Annotated in this window: 20 protein-coding genes; 14 read left to right on the top strand and 6 right to left on the bottom strand. The window is 65.6% G+C overall.

All coding sequences use genetic code 11. The features are described 5' to 3' along the window. Positions 1-4 precede the first annotated feature (4 nt). Both rho and hemJ read right to left on the bottom strand, forming a co-directional pair. Entirely contained in the window at positions 5-1,270 is a 1,266-nt protein-coding gene (rho, locus tag LPW26_RS15955) for a transcription termination factor Rho (protein WP_238736399.1), read from the bottom strand. A 268-nt stretch (positions 1,271-1,538) separates the two neighbouring features. Next, positions 1,539-1,979 carry a protoporphyrinogen oxidase HemJ gene (gene hemJ / locus LPW26_RS15950; protein WP_238736398.1) on the bottom strand — a complete coding sequence of 147 codons (441 nt, stop codon included), beginning with the start codon at positions 1,977-1,979 and terminating at the stop codon, positions 1,539-1,541. A 450-nt stretch (positions 1,980-2,429) separates the two neighbouring features. Here hemJ and LPW26_RS15945 point away from each other — a divergent pair, with 450 nt between their 5' ends. The 4 genes from LPW26_RS15945 to dnaQ are packed head-to-tail and all read left to right on the top strand — an operon-like array spanning position 2,430 to position 5,222. After that, a complete protein-coding gene (locus LPW26_RS15945; protein ID WP_238736480.1) occupies positions 2,430-3,269 on the top strand; it encodes a pyruvate, water dikinase regulatory protein in 840 nt (279 codons plus the stop codon). After that, positions 3,266-3,874: a Maf family protein gene (locus LPW26_RS15940; protein WP_238736397.1), complete on the top strand. Its 609-nt coding sequence runs from the start codon at positions 3,266-3,268 to the stop codon at positions 3,872-3,874. The genes LPW26_RS15945 and LPW26_RS15940 overlap by 4 nt, the downstream gene beginning before the upstream one ends. 15 nt (positions 3,875-3,889) lie before the next feature. Then, positions 3,890-4,489: a dephospho-CoA kinase gene (coaE, locus tag LPW26_RS15935; RefSeq protein ID WP_238736396.1), complete on the top strand. Its 600-nt coding sequence runs from the start codon at positions 3,890-3,892 to the stop codon at positions 4,487-4,489. A 37-nt stretch (positions 4,490-4,526) separates the two neighbouring features. Beyond that, entirely contained in the window at positions 4,527-5,222 is a 696-nt protein-coding gene (dnaQ, locus tag LPW26_RS15930; RefSeq protein ID WP_238736395.1) for a DNA polymerase III subunit epsilon, read from the top strand. Between the two features lie 136 nt (positions 5,223-5,358). Here the strand turns inward: dnaQ and secB are convergent, their stop codons facing one another. Further along, positions 5,359-5,829, bottom strand: coding sequence for a protein-export chaperone SecB (secB, locus tag LPW26_RS15925; RefSeq protein ID WP_238736394.1), 471 nt, complete (start codon positions 5,827-5,829; stop codon positions 5,359-5,361). A gap of 433 nt (positions 5,830-6,262) precedes the next feature. Between secB and LPW26_RS15920 the strand changes: the two genes are divergently transcribed. From LPW26_RS15920 to LPW26_RS15910, 3 genes are read left to right on the top strand one after another with little or no spacing between them, the layout of a single operon-like run. Then, positions 6,263-6,970, top strand: coding sequence for a Tim44/TimA family putative adaptor protein (locus LPW26_RS15920; RefSeq protein ID WP_238736393.1), 708 nt, complete (start codon positions 6,263-6,265; stop codon positions 6,968-6,970). Next, positions 6,948-8,489 (top strand): murein transglycosylase A, encoded by a 1,542-nt coding sequence (gene mltA, locus LPW26_RS15915; protein ID WP_406677700.1) that lies wholly within the window; start codon positions 6,948-6,950, stop codon positions 8,487-8,489. Before LPW26_RS15920 ends, mltA begins: the two co-directional genes overlap by 23 nt. 4 nt (positions 8,490-8,493) lie before the next feature. Beyond that, a complete protein-coding gene (locus tag LPW26_RS15910; RefSeq protein WP_238736392.1) occupies positions 8,494-9,087 on the top strand; it encodes a Smr/MutS family protein in 594 nt (197 codons plus the stop codon). Between the two features lie 403 nt (positions 9,088-9,490). Here LPW26_RS15910 and hslU read toward each other — a convergent pair whose 3' ends face one another. From hslU to hslV, 3 genes are read right to left on the bottom strand one after another with little or no spacing between them, the layout of a single operon-like run. Further along, positions 9,491-10,795 (bottom strand): ATP-dependent protease ATPase subunit HslU, encoded by a 1,305-nt coding sequence (gene hslU, locus LPW26_RS15905; protein WP_238736391.1) that lies wholly within the window; start codon positions 10,793-10,795, stop codon positions 9,491-9,493. Between the two features lie 53 nt (positions 10,796-10,848). After that, positions 10,849-11,460, bottom strand: coding sequence for a DUF2585 domain-containing protein (locus LPW26_RS15900; protein ID WP_238736390.1), 612 nt, complete (start codon positions 11,458-11,460; stop codon positions 10,849-10,851). After that, positions 11,457-12,026 (bottom strand): ATP-dependent protease subunit HslV, encoded by a 570-nt coding sequence (hslV, locus tag LPW26_RS15895; RefSeq protein ID WP_238736389.1) that lies wholly within the window; start codon positions 12,024-12,026, stop codon positions 11,457-11,459. The genes LPW26_RS15900 and hslV overlap by 4 nt, the downstream gene beginning before the upstream one ends. A gap of 191 nt (positions 12,027-12,217) precedes the next feature. Here hslV and hisB point away from each other — a divergent pair, with 191 nt between their 5' ends. From hisB to coaA, 7 genes are all read left to right on the top strand, one after another. Further along, a complete protein-coding gene (gene hisB, locus LPW26_RS15890; protein ID WP_238736388.1) occupies positions 12,218-12,811 on the top strand; it encodes an imidazoleglycerol-phosphate dehydratase HisB in 594 nt (197 codons plus the stop codon). 27 nt (positions 12,812-12,838) lie between these two features. Continuing rightward, a complete protein-coding gene (locus tag LPW26_RS15885; RefSeq protein WP_238736387.1) occupies positions 12,839-13,357 on the top strand; it encodes a DUF2628 domain-containing protein in 519 nt (172 codons plus the stop codon). Further along, positions 13,354-14,004 carry an imidazole glycerol phosphate synthase subunit HisH gene (hisH, locus tag LPW26_RS15880; RefSeq protein ID WP_238736386.1) on the top strand — a complete coding sequence of 217 codons (651 nt, stop codon included), beginning with the start codon at positions 13,354-13,356 and terminating at the stop codon, positions 14,002-14,004. The genes LPW26_RS15885 and hisH overlap by 4 nt, the downstream gene beginning before the upstream one ends. Beyond that, a complete protein-coding gene (gene hisA / locus LPW26_RS15875) occupies positions 14,001-14,738 on the top strand; it encodes a 1-(5-phosphoribosyl)-5-[(5-phosphoribosylamino)methylideneamino]imidazole-4-carboxamide isomerase (RefSeq protein WP_238736385.1) in 738 nt (245 codons plus the stop codon). Before hisH ends, hisA begins: the two co-directional genes overlap by 4 nt. A 7-nt stretch (positions 14,739-14,745) precedes the next feature. After that, positions 14,746-15,513: an imidazole glycerol phosphate synthase subunit HisF gene (hisF, locus tag LPW26_RS15870; RefSeq protein ID WP_238736384.1), complete on the top strand. Its 768-nt coding sequence runs from the start codon at positions 14,746-14,748 to the stop codon at positions 15,511-15,513. A 67-nt stretch (positions 15,514-15,580) separates the two neighbouring features. Beyond that, positions 15,581-15,904, top strand: a complete 324-nt coding sequence (locus LPW26_RS15865) for a phosphoribosyl-ATP diphosphatase (protein WP_238736383.1) — start codon at positions 15,581-15,583, stop codon at positions 15,902-15,904. A 113-nt stretch (positions 15,905-16,017) separates the two neighbouring features. After that, positions 16,018-16,974 (top strand): type I pantothenate kinase, encoded by a 957-nt coding sequence (gene coaA / locus LPW26_RS15860; protein ID WP_238736382.1) that lies wholly within the window; start codon positions 16,018-16,020, stop codon positions 16,972-16,974. Positions 16,975-17,167 lie beyond the last annotated feature (193 nt).

Below are 17,167 nucleotides of genomic sequence, written 5' to 3'. Positions count from 1 at the left end.
TTCGTCAGGTATTCATCGACTCGAAGAACTCGTTGTTGCTCTTGGTGTTGCGCAGCTTGTCGAGCAGGAAATCGATCGCGTCCATGGTGCCCATCGGGTTCAGGATGCGGCGCAGCACGTACATCTTCTTCAGCACCTGCGGATCGGTGATCAGCTCTTCCTTGCGGGTGCCGGAGCGCGAGATATCGATCGCCGGGAAGGTGCGCTTGTCCGAGACCTTGCGGTCGAGGATCAGTTCGCTGTTGCCGGTGCCCTTGAACTCTTCGAAGATCACTTCGTCCATGCGCGAGCCGGTGTCGACCAGCGCCGTGGCGATGATGGTGAGCGAACCGCCCTCTTCGATGTTGCGCGCGGCGCCGAAGAAGCGCTTCGGGCGCTGCAGCGCGTTGGCGTCGACGCCGCCGGTCAGCACCTTGCCGGAGGATGGCACGACTGTGTTGTAGGCGCGGCCCAGACGCGTGATTGAGTCGAGCAGGATGACGACGTCGCGGCCATGTTCGACCAGACGCTTGGCCTTCTCGATCACCATCTCGGCGACCTGGACGTGGCGCACCGCCGGTTCGTCGAAGGTCGATGACACCACCTCGCCCTTCACCGAACGCTGCATGTCGGTGACTTCTTCGGGCCGCTCGTCGATCAGCAGCACGATCAGATAGCACTCGGGATGATTGGCGGTGATCGAGTGTGCGATGTTCTGCATCAGCACGGTCTTGCCGGTGCGCGGCGGCGCCACGATCAGGGCGCGCTGGCCTTTGCCGATCGGCGCCACGATGTCGATGACGCGGGCCGACAGATCCTTGCGGGTCGGATCGTCGATCTCGAGCCGGAAGCGCTCATCGGGAAACAGCGGCGTGAGGTTGTCGAAATTGACCTTGTGCTTGGACTTCTCGGGATCCTCGAAGTTCAGCGTGTTGACCTTGAGCAGCGCGAAGTAGCGTTCGCCTTCCTTCGGGCTGCGGATATGGCCCTCGATGGTGTCACCGGTGCGCAGGCCGAAGCGGCGGATCTGCGAGGGCGAAACGTAGATATCGTCCGGGCCCGGCAGATAGTTGGCATCCGGGGAGCGAAGGAAGCCGAAGCCGTCGGACAGGACCTCGACGACGCCTTCGCCGATGATATCGGTCTCTTTCGCCGACAGCTGCTTCAGGCAGGCGAACATCAGCTCCTGCTTGCGCATCGTGCTGGCGTTCTCGACCCCCAGCTCTTCCGCAAACGAGACGAGCTCGGCCGGCGTCTTGGCCTTGAGGTCTTGAAGTTTCATTTCCCGCATTGGGATAGTCCTGTGGAAAAGCGACAGAAGGGATTCGTCAGCGGAAGAGAGCGGCGCCTGGAAATACGGGGAGTCCGCAGGTCTTCAGGTCGACGACGTCTTGAGCAAGGAAGGTGCGAAGAGGCTTCAAACCCGATGCGGCGGCCGGGCAAAACGGAACCGGGTCGCAACCACATTCGCCTGCTTTAGGTGGGACGGAAGGACTATAGAAAATCGCCCGGAGCTTCGCAAGGCGTTCGATATCGTGATGCCGCTCGATTTTGCGGCATCAGAACGGCTTGACTACCACGAAGATTACCGCTCCGACCATCAGTAGAGTCGGTACCTCATTGATGATACGATAGAATTTGTGTGATCGCGTATTCCGGTCTGCGGCGAAATCGCGCACGTAGCGGCCCAGCATGACGTGGATCACGGTCATTAAAATAACCGCAGCGAGCTTGGCGTGAAACCAGCCGACCGCGAAATAGCCCTGCTGCCAGGCGATCACCAGGCCCGCCACCCAGGCCACCATCATGGCCGGGTTCATAATCGCCCGGTACAGGCGCCGCTCCATCACCTTGAACGTCTCGGACTGAACCGATCCGACTTCGGCGGCACAGTGGTAGACGAACAGCCGGGGCATGTAGAGCATGCCGGCCATCCATGAGATCACCGCGATGACATGCAGGGCCTTCACCCAGAGATAGACATCGGTCCAGTCGAGCATGTGGGTCGCCCATCGCGTGGCTTTCGCGTCCAGGATCGGAACCGACGTTCCTCACCGCGCGTTAATCGAATGCGCGATGACGGAGTTTTCCGCAAGCTCCACCTCCCTAAACAATATTTATAGATTCTTAGGGTTTGAGTCGTAGTGACAGGGGATAGTGCCGGCGCAACAGATGCTCCGGCTTGTCCTCGTGCGATTCACATTTGCACAGGCTACGGCCGGCGCTGTCCCAAGCGCGCCGAGTGCTGTGCGGTGGGCGGTCCGGGCCGTTTTGCCGTCGCATTATCAAGAGACAAATCCACATACACCCGTTAACCTCGGCTTCATCCCGAGACACTTTCCTCACCCCGAGGCCTGTGAAGAAAAAGCCGGGTTATCCCGCCCGCGCCGGCCGCGGCGCCGCAATCCGGCGGTGTTCGCCCCGTTGTTCACAGGATACACAGGGTCATGATGCTGACCGATGGCAGCTATTTTCACCTTCACCTGGTGTCGGACTCGACCGGCGAGACTCTGATTACGGTGTCCCGTGCGGTCGCGGCCCAATACGCCAACGTCAACGCCGTGGAACATGTCTATCCGCTGGTGCGCAGCCAGAAGCAGCTCGACCGCGTGCTGCAGGAGATCGAGGAATCGCCCGGCATCGTGCTGTTCACCCTATTGGAGAGCGAGCTGGTCAACCGGCTCGAGGCCAAATGCCAGGAGATCAACAGCCCCAGCCTGTCGATCATCGGGCCGGTGATGCAGTTGTTCGAGGCCTATCTGGGCGCATCGACCACCGGCCGGGTCGGCGCACAGCACACCCTGAACGCCGAATATTTCCAGCGCATCGACGCGTTGAACTATTCGATGATGCATGACGACGGCCAGCATGTAGAAGGCCTGGAAGAGGCCGACGTGGTCCTGGTCGGCGTGTCGCGCACGTCGAAGACCCCGACATCGATCTATCTGGCGAATCGCGGAATCCGCACCGCGAATGTGCCGCTGGTCGCCGGCATTCCGATTCCGCATCAGCTTGAAACCCTGAAGAAGCCGCTGGTGGTGAGCCTGCACGCCACGCCGGAACGGCTGATTCAGGTGCGGCAGAATCGTCTGCTCAGCCTCGGCGCCGGAGCCGGCAATGATTCATACATCGACAAGCAGGCGGTGACCGACGAGGTGCTGCTGGCGCGCCGGCTCAGCGCTAAATACGGCTGGTCGCTGCTCGACGTCACCCGCCGCTCGATCGAAGAAACCGCTGCGGCGATTATGAAACTGCTCGCCGATCGGCAGCGTCAGAGGATGGCGGAATGACGCTGTGGCTCGGGCTGCAGCCATTGGTGCTGGCGTCGCAAAGCCGCGCGCGGCAGTTGCTGCTGGCCAATGCGGGAATCCCGTTCGACGCGATTCCCGCCGACATCGACGAGCGCGGCATCGCCAAAGCCTCCGGCCTGTCGGCGCCCGGCGAGATCGCCGGACTGCTGGCGCGGGAAAAAGCCGCGTTCGTCTCGAACCGCAGTCCCGGCCGCCTGGTGCTCGGCGCCGACCAGACCCTGGCGCTCGGCGCCCGCGGCTTCAACAAGCCGGCTGACCGCACGGAAGCCGCCAAACAGTTGCGCGAGCTCGCCGGTCGACGTCATGAATTGCATTCGGCGATCGCGCTGGTGCGCAATGGTGTGGTGCTGTTCTCCGATGTCGCCATCGCCCGGATGACGATGCGGCCGCTGACCGATGACGAGATCTCCGCCTATCTGGATCAGGCCGGCGACACCGCAACGTCGAGCGTCGGCGGCTATCAGGTCGAAGGCCTCGGCGTGCATCTGTTCGACGGCATTCATGGTGACCACTTCACCATCCTCGGCCTGCCGCTGTTGCCTCTGCTCGGATTTCTGCGTAGCCAGAAATTGCTGACGTTTTAGGGAGCAGGCGACGCCATGCTGGTGCTTGGACTGACCGGGTCGATCGGAATGGGCAAGTCGACCACCGCCAAGCTGTTCGAAGAAGCCGGGGTGCCGGTCTACGACGCCGACGCCACCGTGCATAAGATCTACGAGGGCGAAGCGGTGCCGGCCATCGAGGCGGCGTTTCCCGGCACTGTGGTCAACGGCAAGGTCGACCGCGCGCTGTTGTCGGCGAAGGTCGTGCACGACGCCGCGGCGATGAAGCGGCTCGAACAGATCGTGCATCCGATGCTGCGCTCGCATCATCAGACCTTCCTGGACGATGCCGAATCGTCCGGCGCGGCGGTTGCGGTGGTCGACGTGCCGCTGCTGTTTGAAACCGGTGGCGAGAAGCGGGTTGACGCGGTGGTGGTGGTCACGACGTCGCCGATCGTGCAGCGCGAGCGCATTCTCGCCCGCGACAACATGACACCCGATAAGCTCGACGCCATCCTGGCCCGGCAGATGCCGGACGCCGAAAAGCGCAAGCGCGCGGATTTCGTAGTGGATACCTCGGACGGTCTCGATCCGGTGCGGGCCCGAATCCAGGAAATTCTCGCTGCCGCTGCTAAAATGCCCCGGCGCCGGCCGTGATTCGGTGAGCTCTGTTTTGCCGGACTGCTGACATCCCATGCGTGAAATCGTTCTCGATACCGAAACCACCGGCCTCGATCCGCTGCGCGGCGATCGGCTGGTCGAGATTGGCTGCGTCGAGATCTACAACCGGATGCCGACAGGGCAGACCTATCACCGCTACATCAATCCCGAGCGGGATATGCCGGCCGAGGCCTTTGCGGTGCACGGCCTGTCGGCCGAGTTTCTCGCCGACAAGCCGCTGTTCGCCCAGGTTGCCGACGAATTCCTCGCCTTCATCGGCGACGCGCCGCTGGTGATCCACAACGCCTCGTTCGACATCGGCTTCATCAATGCCGAGCTGGCGCGGGTGTCGCGGATCGCGATCCCGCGTGAGCGGCTGGTCGATACGCTGCTGCTGGCGCGCCGCAAGCATCCCGGCGTGTCGAACCGGCTCGACGATCTGTGCTCGCGTTACGCCATCGATAACTCCCGCCGCACCAAGCACGGCGCGCTGCTCGACGCCGAACTGCTGGCCGAAGTCTACATCGACCTGATCGGAGCGCGGCAGTCGCAGCTGATTCTGGCCGAGGTCCCGTCCGATCACAGCGGCGTCGGCGGCGACACGCCGCGCCGGCAGCGCCCGATCGCACTGGTGCCGCGCGTCACCGATGGCGACATCGAAGCCCACCGGGCGTTCATCGGTCTGATGGGCGAGAAGGCGATCTGGAACGAATATCTGGCCGGCGCCTGAGCTGCCGAGACGCCCCGACCTTGTGATGCCGTGCCCTGTGGGGGCGTCCACATTCCGAGCGTTCAACCCTGAAACGCAAATGGCCGGGACGAGCCCGGCCATGACGATATTCTGGATCTGCGCTGGGCCCGAAGGCTCAGCTCGGCTGGCCCTGCTGCGCGCGCTCGAGGTTCTGCCGGTACAGGCCGACGAAATCGACTGGGTCGAGCATCAGCGGCGGGAAGCCGCCGTCGCGGACCGCGGTGGCGATGATCTCGCGGGCGAACGGGAACAGCAGCCGCGGGCATTCGATCATGATCAGCGGATGCAGGTTCTCTTCCGGGATGTTGGTGATGCGGAACACGCCCGCATAGGCGAGTTCGAAGCTGAACAGCACGCTGCTGCCGGATTCGGCCTTGCCCTCGATCGACAGCGTCACTTCGAATTCGGTGTCGGCGAGCTTGTTGGCGCCGACATTGATCTGGATGTTGATCGCCGGCTGGTTCTGCTGCGGCGCCAGCGAGGCCGGGGCGTTCGGGTTCTCGAACGACAGGTCCTTGGTGTACTGCGCCAGCACGTTGAGCTGCGGAGGAGCGCCCTCGGGAGGAGCACCATTGCCGTTGGTCATCAAAATTCTCTCCTGGAGCGCGCGGGAGGCTGTGGCCGCCGGGGCGGCATCCACGCGGATAAGCGGGTGAACGCGTCGGCGAGTGGCTATCATAGCCGCGCCGCCATCCACAAGGTCGACCGAAGCGGTAGACGCGGCCGATCGGCGGTGCCCGGACGGTGCTCGCACGGCCGGGCCATCGGGCCTAAATCACTGGCGCCGTGAACTTTCTTACAATGATCCGGTTTCCCAGTTGCTGCGAAGGGCCTACATTTGACTGGATCTGAGCACGGGCGCGGCGGAACGGCACTTGCCAACCGGCCCGGCTGTGCCAAAACGCGGCATTGGACGGGCCGAGTTGCTCCCTACATGTGGGGGCCGGCCCATCGTGAATCTGGGCCGCCGGCCAGCGCGCAACGCGTCAGGGCCGGCGCCGATGAGAAAGTGAAGCGACGTGGATATTTACACCATCATCTTCCTGGCACTTGCGGTGTTCATCTTCCTGCGTCTGCGCAATGTGCTGGGCCAAAAAACCGGGAATGAACGTCCGCCGTTCGATCGCGCCGCGGCACGGGACGTGCTGCCCGGCAAGCCCGACACCAATGTGGTGCCGATGCCCGGTTCGGTGATCGACCAGGCGCCGGCTGCGCCGAGCGCCGATGTGGTGCCGCCATCGGATCGCTGGAAGGGGATCGCCGAGCCGGAGTCGCCGCTCGCCCACGGCCTCAATGCCGTGCTGCTGCAGGACTCCTCGTTCGACGCGAATCACTTCCTGACCGGCGCCAAGAGCGCCTACGAGATGATCGTGATGGCGTTCGCCAATGGCGATCGCCGCGCCCTCAAGGATCTGCTGTCGAGCGAGGTCTATGACAGCTTCGATTCCGCCATCAAGGATCGCGAGAAGAACGAGTACAAGACCGAGACCCGCTTCGTGGCGATCGAAAAGGCCGAACTGACCGGCGCCGAAGTGCGCGACCACACCGCGCAGCTGACCGTGCGGTTCGTCTCGCAGATGATCTCGGTGACGCGTGACAAGGCTGGCGCGATTGTCGACGGCAGCCCCGACAAGGTGGCGGACATCACCGACGTCTGGACCTTCGCCCGCGACATCAGCTCGCGTGATCCGAACTGGAAGCTGGTTGGGACCGGCGCGGGCCAGTGAACTGCTGCGCGGCGTATCGCGCGCCCCCTGGGCGCGCGGTGCTCTTGCCGTGCTGCTGTTGACGCCGCTTGCGGCGGACGCTGCGCCCCGGCATTCCGCGTCGAAACATCATCATCACGTCGCCAAGCGGCAGGGTCCGCCGCTGTGGCCGGTGGAAATTCCCGGCGCCCAATATGCGCCGATCGCTTGGGATCAGGTCGCCGGCTGGGATGCCGACGATCAGCTCGCCGCGCTCAAGACATTCAGGGTGAGTTGCCGCCCGATCCTGGCCAGCCGGACCCGGTCGACATCCGACAGCAAGCCGCTCGGCGCCTCACTGGTCGAGCCCTGTACGGCGGCGCGTGGTGCGAATATCACCAGCAATGCGGCCGCGCGAAGATTCTTCGAACAGCATTTTCTGCCGGTGGAGATTTCCCGGATCGGCGAGGATGCGGGCTTCGTCACCGGCTATTACGAGCCGGTCGTCGACGGCTCGCGGGTGCGGACCGACGTCTATAACGTCCCAGTGTATCGCCGGCCCTCGAACCTGTTCGTCCGCGGCTATCAGCAGGACGCGGCGCTGCCGAATGGCGGGCCGGTGTATCGCAAGATCGGGCGGCGCAAGCTGGTGCCGTATTACGACCGCGGCGCGATCGAGGATGGCGCCGTCGCCGGCCGCGGGCTGGAGATCTGCTGGCTCAAGAGCCAGACCGATCTGTTGTTCTCGCAGATCCAGGGCTCGGCGCGCGTCAAGCTCGAGGACGGCAGCGTCGTGCGGATCAATTACGATGCTCACAACGGCTATCCCTACACGCCGGTCGGCCGCGTGCTGATCGATCGCGGCATCATCCCCAAAGAGCAGATGTCGATGCAGCGCATCCGCGAGTGGATGGACGCCAATCCGGACGGCGCCAAGGATCTGCGCCGCGCCAACCGCTCCTACGTGTTCTTCCGCGAGGTCAAGCTGAAGGACGACGACGAGGCAGTCGGCGCGCAGGGCGTACCGCTGACGGCCGGCCGCTCGATCGCGGTCGACAAGGCGCTGCACGTCTACGGCACGCCGTTCTTCATCACCGGCGAGCTGCCGGTCGAGAGCGTCAACGCCAAGTCGGCGTTCCGCCGGCTGATGGTGGCGCAGGACACCGGATCGGCGATCGTCGGCCCCGCCCGGGCTGATCTGTATTTCGGCGCCGGCGCCGAAGCCGGCGCGGTGGCCGGCCGGATGCGGCATCCGATCCGGTTCGTGATGCTGATGCCGAGGAGCCTGGATCCGCTGTCGCGCGGCCGCACCATGCCGCTGCCCGAGCCGCGGCCCTCGGCCAAGATCGCCAAGCTGTTCCCGCAAACGCTGCCCAAGGAGCCCACGCCCGCGCCGTCAACGGAGACCAAGCCGCCAGAGCCGGCCGCTGCGCCAGCGCCGGCATCGGCCACCACCCAGGCGACGCCGACGCCGCAGGCCCGTCCGGACACCGCTCCGACCGCGGCACCGAAGAGCAAGCCGCGAAGCAACGACCGCGATGCCGATCGCCGCGCGGATTGATGCCATGAAGCGCGTCATTCCTCCGCTCGATCCACCGGCGCAGCGCCGCAAGCGCCATCTCAGCGAGGACGAGCGCGCGCTGTGGGACAGCGTCGCCAAGCAGGTCAAGCCGCTCCGCGGCCGGCCGCTGCTGACCAGGATCGAGGTCGTCACAGCGCCGCCGGAGGTGCCCGCCGCGAAGCCGCCCGCCCCTGCGCCGCCGCAGCACCCGGTCAAGCGACCGGTGAAACTCGCAGCGCCGATGAGCCCGCCGCCGCTGGCCAGCCTCGGCCGCCGCGAGCGCTCGCATCTGTCGCGCGGCCGCAAGGACATCGACGCCCGGATCGACCTGCACGGTATGACCCAGGCGCGCGCGCATCACGCGCTACTACGATTTCTGCAGCACGCCAGTCACGACGGGTTGTCGTTCGTGCTGGTGATCACCGGCAAAGGCAGCCGGCTCGGCGGCGATCCGGAACGCGGCGTGCTCCGCCGCCAGGTGCCGCAGTGGCTCAGCCTTCCGGAGTTCCGCAGCTACGTGGTCGGCTTCGACGAAGCCGCGATCGGCCACGGCGGCGAAGGCGCCCTGTATGTGCGGGTGCGAAGGGCGCGCGGTTAGTTAGCAAGCTCTGGATTTCATCCACCGACGCATCCCCATCCCCTGTCGTCATCACCCGCGCATGCGGGTGATCCAGTATTCCAGGGCGACTGTTACTGAGCCGCGGACGCTCTACGATACTGGGTCGCCCGGACAAGCCGGGCGATGACGTGGGAGAGTCGGGGAGAGGCCGGTAGTTAGCCGAAACGCATCACGACCCCACACCCGTCATTGCCGGGCTTGACCCGGCAATTCATCGTCTTCGCGGAGACTCACACAGCGCGCTTACGCACGGGATGATTGCCCGGGTCAAGCCCGGGCACGACGGCTCTGGTTGGGGATGCGCCGTGCGCTTAGTCGTCCGCCCGAGTCTGCAATCACCTGAACGCGATGGCTGACGAGATGACCACCGACAACACGGCCGCTACAGAATGAACCGGCTCAGATCGGTGTTCTTGGCCAGATCGCCGACGTTCTTCTGGACGTAGTCGGCGTCGATGCGGATGGTTTCGCCGCCGCGGTCGGGGGCCACGAAGGAGATCTCGTCGAGGACGCGCTCCATCACGGTCTGCAGCCGGCGCGCGCCGATGTTTTCGACGGTGGAATTGACGCCGACCGCGACGTCGGCGAGCGCGTCGATGGCGTCGTCGCCGAATTCGAGCGTGACACCTTCGGTCTGCAGCAGGGCGACGTATTGCTTGATCAGCGAAGCTTCCGGCTCGGTCAGGATGCGGCGCATGTCGTCGCGCGTCAGCGCGTTGAGTTCGACGCGGATCGGCAGGCGGCCCTGCAGTTCGGGCAACAGGTCGGACGGCTTGGCGATGTGGAAGGCGCCCGAGGCGATGAACAGGATGTGCTCGGTCTTCACCGCGCCGTGCTTGGTGGCGACGGTGGTGCCTTCGATCAGCGGCAGCAGGTCGCGCTGCACGCCCTCGCGCGAGACTTCGCCGCCGCTGCGGCCGTCGCGGACGCAGATCTTGTCGATCTCGTCGAGGAATACGATGCCGTTGTTCTCGACCGCGCTGATCGCTTCCTGCACCAGCTGATCGCTGTCGAGCAGCTTGTCGGCCTCCTCATTGACCAGGATCTCGTGCGAGTCGACGACCGAAAGCCGACGCGTCTTGGTGCGTCCGCCCATCTTGCCAAAAATGTCGCCGAGCGAAATCGCGCCCATCTGCGCGCCGGGCATGCCGGGGATTTCGAACATCGGGGCGCCGCCGCCGCCGCCCTGCGTCTCGATCTCGATTTCCTTGTCGTTGAGTTCGCCGGCGCGCAGCTTGCGGCGGAACGAGTCGCGCGTCGCGGCACTCGAACCGGGGCCGACCAGCGCGTCGAGCACGCGCTCCTCGGCGGCGACCTGGGCGCGCGCCTGGACGTCCTTGCGCTTCTTCTCGCGCACCTGCGCGATCGCGACTTCGACGAGGTCGCGGATGATCTGCTCGACGTCGCGGCCGACGTAGCCGACCTCGGTGAACTTGGTGGCTTCGACCTTGAGGAACGGCGCGCCGGCGAGCTTGGCCAGCCGCCGCGCAATCTCGGTCTTGCCGACGCCGGTCGGGCCGATCATCAGGATGTTCTTCGGCAGCACCTCTTCGCGCAAGCTGCCTTCGAGCTGCAGCCGCCGCCAGCGGTTGCGCAGCGCGATGGCGACCGCGCGTTTGGCATCGGCCTGGCCGACGATGAAGCGGTCGAGTTCGGAAACGATTTCGCGGGGGGAAAAGTCGGTCATGGGGCCTACGTAGGGTCGGTCGGAGTGCGGAGCAAGCGGCTAGATGCAGGCAGTCAGATGATCGGCGGTCCCGCCTGCCACTGCCGGATAGCGTCGAACGGATGAATCAGCATGATGACGTTGAGGGTCAGATTGTCGCGGATGTGCAGGCCGACCAGCACCTCGAACAGCAGCGCGATCGCGATCGTGGCGGCGACCGGCAGCCAGCGGGCGAGCAGGAAGCCGGCGATCATCGACACCGTGTCGGCGACCGAATTGACGATGCTGTCGCCGTAGTAATCGAGTGAGATCGTGCCGGCGCGGTAGCGCTCGATGATGAAGCTCGAATTCTCGGTCAATTCCCAGGCGCCTTCGATCAGCACCGCCACGATCAGCCGCGCCGCCCACGACCATCGCGGCAGCAGCAGCCATGTGCCGGCGTAGAACAGGAAGCCGTGGATGATGTGCGAGAACGTGTACCAGTCGGTGAGGTGCTGCGAATTCTCCGAACTCTGCACCACGCCGTGCCAGAGCTTCACGGTGCCGCAGGTGCAGATCGGCACCCGCCCCATCATCCAGAGCGCCGCCGCCTGCACCGCCAGCAGGGCCAGAACGACGGCCAGCGCCCAGTGGACCGGCAGGCCGGCCGCGGACGCCACCGGCCGCTCGGCCCGCATAGTGCTCATGCGGGCAGCGTCTCGATGGTGAGGTTGCCATTGGTGTAGACGCAGATCTCGGCCGCGATGCCGAGCGATTTGCGCACGATGGTCTCGGCGTCCTGATCGGTGTCGATCAGCGCGCGCGCGGCCGCCAGCGCATAATTGCCGCCGGAGCCGATCGCCATCACGCCGGCTTCCGGCTCGAGCACGTCGCCGGTGCCGGTCAGCACCAGCGAGACGTCCTTGTCGGCGACGATCATCATGGCCTCGAGCCGGCGCAGATAGCGGTCGGTGCGCCAGTCCTTGGCGAGCTCGACCGCCGCGCGCGTGAGCTGCCCCGGATATTGCTCGAGCTTGGCCTCGAGCCGTTCGAACAGCGTGAAGGCGTCAGCGGTGGCGCCGGCAAAGCCGCCGATCACATCGCCTTTGCCGAGCTTGCGGACTTTCTTGGCATTGGCCTTGATCACAGTCTGGCCGATCGAGACCTGGCCATCGCCGCCGATCACGACCTTGCCGCCCTTGCGCACCGTCAGGATGGTGGTGCCGTGCCAGACCTGCGGAGCGGCCTCGCCCGAGGAAGAATGAATGTTCATGGCAGTCCTTTCGCGAGCGCTGATCTAGGCACGACTGGCCGCCGTTGCAAACCGACCATCCACCGATGACCCGAATGGCCGAATTCCGGTCACCATAGGACGAAGATCGGGACGCGGTTGCGCCGCGTGCAGTAGCGAAGCCGTCATCCGCCTGTTAAAAGGGCCGCGTTTTTCCAGGAGAGGCCGCTTTCATGCGCACGGCGACGATCAAGCGCAAGACCCGCGAGACCGACATCGAGGTGACCGTCAACCTCGACGGCACCGGCGTGTCCAATTCGGCGACCGGGATCGGCTTCTTCGACCATATGCTCGAACTGCTGGCCAAGCATTCGCGGATCGACATCACCGTCAAGGCGGTCGGCGACCTGCATGTCGACTTCCACCACACCACCGAGGACGTCGGCATCGCGCTCGGCCAGGCGGTCAGGCAGGCGCTCGGCAATATGGCGGGCATCACCCGTTATGCCAGCATGCTGATGCCGATGGACGAAACGCTGACGCGGGTGGTGATCGACGTCTCGGGGCGGCCGTTCCTGGTGTTCAAGGCGGAGTTTCCGCGCGACAAGATCGGCGAGTTCGACACCGAGCTGGTGCGCGAATGGTTCCAGGCCTTCGCCATGAATGCGGGTGTGACTCTGCACGTCGAAACCCTATATGGCGTGAACAGCCACCACATTGCCGAATCCTGCTTCAAGGGTCTGGCGCGGGCGCTGCGCGCCGCGGTGGCGATCGATCCGCAGGCGGCGGGCGAAGTGCCGTCGACCAAGGGGCAGCTCGGCGGCTAGGGCGCCGTCCAGCGGCGGAGATATCTGATGCCGGTCTACACAGTTCATGCGCCCCCGTCCGACGGCGACGAGCGCGGCGCCGCGCCCGACCGCTTCGTGTTCGTGCGCGACGGTTTCTATGTCTGGGCGTTCGTGTTCGGGCCGCTGTGGCTGCTGACGCGGCGGCTGTGGCTGGCACTGCTGGGCTATCTGGCCGTGTCGGTGGCCGCCGCGGTGGCGCTGAGCGCACTCGGCGTCGCGTCCGGGCCGCGCTTTCTGGTGCTGTTGCTGATCGCCATGCTGCTCGGTCTCGAGGCCGGCAGCCTGTGGCGCTGGACGCTGCGCCGCCGCGGCTGGCGCCAGCTCGACGTCGTGATCGGCGAGGACCTGCCCGCCGCCGAGCGACGCTTCTTCGATCGCTGGTCCGGCCGGCAGGGCACCGCCATGAGCTTCTCGCTGCCGATCGACCGCGGCGCGCCGCCGCCGACCCGCAGCATGCCGCTGCCGGCGTCCTCGATCCACGGCGACATCGTCGGCTCGTTCCCGCGTCCGGGAGGCCTGCGATGAGCGTCGCCATCGTCGATTACGGGTCGGGCAATCTGCACTCGGCCGCCAAGGCGTTCGAGCGCGCGGCGCGCGGGCTGGAGAATCCCGAAAAGATCATCGTCACCCGCGATCCCGAGCAGGTGTTTCGCGCCGACCGCGTCGTGCTGCCCGGCGTCGGGGCCTTCGCGGACTGCCGCAAGGGGCTGGATGCGATCGACGGCATGGTCGAGGCGCTCAACGAGACGGTGCGGGTCAAGGCGCGGCCGTTCTTCGGCATCTGCGTCGGCATGCAGCTGATGGCGACCCGCGGCAAGGAGCACGTCACCACCGACGGGCTCGGCTGGATTCCCGGCGACGTGGTCAAGATCGCGCCCCAGCAGGAGGATCTGAAGATCCCGCATATGGGCTGGAATACGCTCGACGTGCTGCGCGACCATCCGGTGCTCGACAGGCTGCCGCTCGGGCCGAAGGGCCTGCACGCCTATTTCGTGCACTCCTTCCACCTCGCTGCGCAAAGCGAAACCGACGTGCTGGCGCGCGCCGATTACGGCGGCCCGCTCACCGCGGTGGTCGGCCGCGACACCATGCTGGGCACCCAGTTTCACCCCGAGAAGAGCCAACGCTTCGGCCTGGCGCTGATCTCGAATTTTCTGAAGTGGAAGCCGTGATTCTCTTCCCCGCGATCGATCTCAAGAACGGCCAGTGCGTGCGGCTCGAACAGGGCGACATGGCGCGCGCCACCGTGTTCAATCTCGATCCGGCCGCGCAGGCGAAAAGCTTTGCGGCGCAGGGCTTCCAGTATCTGCACGTCGTCGATCTCGACGGCGCCTTCGCCGGCAAGCCGATGAACGCGCAGGCTGTGGAAGCGATGCTGAAGGTGGTGTCGATGCCGGTGCAGCTCGGCGGCGGCATCCGCGACCTGAAGACCATCGAGGCCTGGCTCACCAAAGGCATCTCGCGCGTCATCATCGGCACCGCCGCGGTGCGCGATCCCGCGCTGGTCAAGGACGCCGCGAAGCAATTCCCCGGCCGCGTCGCGGTCGGCCTCGATGCCCGCGACGGCAATGTGGCGGTCGAAGGCTGGGCCGAGAGCTCGCAGGTCACCGCGCTGGACATCGCGCAGCGCTTCGAGGACGCCGGCGTCGCCGCGATCATCTTCACCGACATCGCCCGCGACGGCCTGCTCAAGGGCATCAACTGGGACGCCACGATTGCGCTGGCGGATGCGATCTCGATCCCGGTGATCGCCTCGGGCGGCCTCGCCTCGATCGAGGATGTGAAAACGCTGCTGAGCCCGCGTGCCAACAAGCTCGAAGGCGCGATCGCCGGGCGGGCGCTGTATGACGGCCGGCTCGATCCGGCCGAAGCATTGGCGCTGATCGGCGCCGCCAAGGCGGCTTGAGGGCACAATGTTCAAGGTCCGCGTCATTCCCTGCCTCGACGTCAAGGACGGCCGCGTCGTCAAGGGCGTCAACTTCGTCGATCTGCGCGACGCCGGCGATCCGGTGGAAGCGGCGATCGCCTATGACGCCGCCGGCGCCGACGAGCTGTGCTTCCTCGACATCACCGCCACCCATGAGAACCGCGGCATCATGCTGGATGTGGTGCGGCGGACCGCCGAGGCCTGCTTCATGCCGGTGACGGTCGGCGGCGGCGTGCGCACCGTCGACGACATCAAGACGCTGCTGCGCAGTGGCGCCGACAAGGTGTCGATCAATTCGGCCGCGGTGGCGCGGCGCGAATTCGTCAAGGAAGCGGCCGAGAAGTTCGGCGACCAGTGCATCGTGGTGGCGATCGATGCCAAGCGGGTGCCGAACAGGGACCGCTGGGAGATCTTCACCCATGGCGGCCGCAAGGGCACCGGCATCGACGCGATCGAGTTCGCCCAGGAAGTGGTGTCGCTCGGCGCCGGCGAGATCCTGCTGACCTCGATGGATCGCGACGGCACCCGCGTCGGATTCGACCTGCCGCTGACCCGCGCGATCGCCGACAGCATCGGCGTGCCGGTGATCGCCTCGGGCGGCGTCGGCAATCTCGACCATCTGGTCGATGGCATTCGCGAGGGCCACGCCACCGCGGTGCTGGCGGCATCGATTTTCCATTTCGGCGAATACACCATTCGTCAGGCCAAGGATCATATGGTTCGGGCCGGTTTGCCGATGCGGCTCGATCCTTAGGCTCGATCTCTGGCTTCACGTTGACCGGCGCGGTAATATCCGACCGGCAGAACTGTAGAGTACGCGTATGGCCCGCTTCACGCTCCAAGATCTCGAAGCCACCATCGAGGCACGGGCCGCCTCCGGCGGCGAGTCGTCCTACACCAAGAAGCTGCTCGACAAGGGCGCCGAGCACTGCGCCAAGAAGTTCGGCGAAGAGGCGGTCGAGCTGGTGATCGCCACGGTCGAGAACAACCGCAGCAACCTGATCGCCGAAGCCGCCGACGTGCTGTTCCACATGCTGGTGCTGCTGAAGGCGCGCGGCGTTACGCTGGACGAAGTCGAGGCCACGCTCGGCCAGCGCACCGCGATGTCGGGACTTGAAGAGAAAGCCTCGCGCAAACGCGATTAACCCAGCCGGCGCGGCCGGGCGGCCTCGCCGAACAACGACGCCCATTCGATCGATCGGCCGAGGGCCGCAACAACAACAAAAGCCGCTACCGGAAACAAGGCGAGGACGACGCGATGGATGCCAGGTCGGAACTGCACCACTACAACCCCTACCGCACCTTCTCGCGGTCGGAGTGGGCCAATCTGCGCCAGGACACCCCGATGACGCTCGACGCCGCCGAGATCGCGGCGTTGAAATCGATGCACGACCGGCTCGACCTCACCGAGGTCGAGGAGATCTATCTGCCGATGTCGCGGCTGCTGTCGATCCATGTCGCGTCGATGCAGCAGCTGTACTACGCGCAGCGCCGCTTCCTCGGCGTGGTCGAGCGCAAGATGCCCTACATCATCGGCGTCGCCGGCTCGGTGGCGGTCGGCAAGTCGACCACGGCGCGCGTGCTGCAGGCGCTGCTGGCGCGCTGGTCGCCGCGCCCGAAGGTCGATCTCGTCACCACCGACGGCTTTCTGTACCCGAACGCGATCCTGGAGCGCGCCGGCATTCTGCAGAAGAAGGGTTTCCCGGAGAGCTACGATCTGCCCGCCCTGCTCGGCTTCCTCAGCGACATCAAGTCGGGCCGCCGCAAGGTCAAGGCACCGATCTATTCGCATCTCACCTACGACATCGTGCCCAACAAATTCACCGTAGTGGATCGGCCCGACATCCTGATCGTCGAGGGCGTCAACGTGCTGCAGACGGGGCGCTTGCCGCGCGACGGACAGGCGGTGCCGGTGGTGTCCGACTTCTTCGATTTTTCGGTCTATATCGACGCCGACGAGCCGGTGCTGCGCGACTGGTACATCCGGCGCTTCCTGGCGCTGCGCGACACCGCGTTCCACGATCCGCGCTCCTACTTCCACCGCTACGCGCCGCTGTCCGACGAAGAGGCGACAGCCACCGCGATCGCGATCTGGGAGCGCACCAACCTCGCCAACCTCGAAGACAACATCCTGCCGACCAGGCCGCGCGCGACGCTGATTCTGAAGAAGGGCGCCGATCACGTTGTCGACTCCGTGGCGCTGCGGCGGCTGTAGCTCCACCCGTCGGCCGTCATCCGCGGGCTTGACCCGCGGATCCATCGCGCGCGAAGCGTGCCATCGAAGGACTCTTGCGAAGAGGATGGATTGCCGGGTCAAGCCCGGCAATGACGGTAGGTTGTGAGCGCCGGACGTGAGTTGTGGCAGCCGCCCCATTCCCCGCCGTCATCGCCCGGCTTGACCGGGCGAC

Source organism: Rhodopseudomonas infernalis (genome assembly GCF_022271405.1).
In the GTDB taxonomy this organism is placed as follows: Bacteria; Pseudomonadota; Alphaproteobacteria; order Rhizobiales; family Xanthobacteraceae; genus Rhodopseudomonas; species Rhodopseudomonas infernalis.
Note: the sequence above shows the minus strand (reverse complement) of the source record. Positions and strands in the feature narration are given on the sequence as shown.

Coding starts and splice junctions, on each gene's coding strand:
- hslU (WP_238736391.1), bottom strand. CDS start 10,795: ATGACCGACTTTTCCCCCCGCGAAATCGTTTCCGAACTCGACCGCTTC.
- hslV (WP_238736389.1), bottom strand. CDS start 12,026: ATGAACATTCATTCTTCCTCGGGCGAGGCCGCTCCGCAGGTCTGGCAC.
- LPW26_RS15910 (WP_238736392.1), top strand. CDS start 8,494: ATGAAGCGCGTCATTCCTCCGCTCGATCCACCGGCGCAGCGCCGCAAG.
- rho (WP_238736399.1), bottom strand. CDS start 1,270: ATGCGGGAAATGAAACTTCAAGACCTCAAGGCCAAGACGCCGGCCGAG.
- dnaQ (WP_238736395.1), top strand. CDS start 4,527: ATGCGTGAAATCGTTCTCGATACCGAAACCACCGGCCTCGATCCGCTG.
- hisH (WP_238736386.1), top strand. CDS start 13,354: ATGAGCGTCGCCATCGTCGATTACGGGTCGGGCAATCTGCACTCGGCC.
- LPW26_RS15900 (WP_238736390.1), bottom strand. CDS start 11,460: ATGAGCACTATGCGGGCCGAGCGGCCGGTGGCGTCCGCGGCCGGCCTG.
- secB (WP_238736394.1), bottom strand. CDS start 5,829: ATGACCAACGGCAATGGTGCTCCTCCCGAGGGCGCTCCTCCGCAGCTC.
- hisF (WP_238736384.1), top strand. CDS start 14,746: ATGTTCAAGGTCCGCGTCATTCCCTGCCTCGACGTCAAGGACGGCCGC.
- hisB (WP_238736388.1), top strand. CDS start 12,218: ATGCGCACGGCGACGATCAAGCGCAAGACCCGCGAGACCGACATCGAG.
- LPW26_RS15885 (WP_238736387.1), top strand. CDS start 12,839: ATGCCGGTCTACACAGTTCATGCGCCCCCGTCCGACGGCGACGAGCGC.
- hemJ (WP_238736398.1), bottom strand. CDS start 1,979: ATGCTCGACTGGACCGATGTCTATCTCTGGGTGAAGGCCCTGCATGTC.
- coaA (WP_238736382.1), top strand. CDS start 16,018: ATGGATGCCAGGTCGGAACTGCACCACTACAACCCCTACCGCACCTTC.
- LPW26_RS15865 (WP_238736383.1), top strand. CDS start 15,581: ATGGCCCGCTTCACGCTCCAAGATCTCGAAGCCACCATCGAGGCACGG.
- LPW26_RS15945 (WP_238736480.1), top strand. CDS start 2,430: ATGCTGACCGATGGCAGCTATTTTCACCTTCACCTGGTGTCGGACTCG.
- coaE (WP_238736396.1), top strand. CDS start 3,890: ATGCTGGTGCTTGGACTGACCGGGTCGATCGGAATGGGCAAGTCGACC.
- LPW26_RS15940 (WP_238736397.1), top strand. CDS start 3,266: ATGACGCTGTGGCTCGGGCTGCAGCCATTGGTGCTGGCGTCGCAAAGC.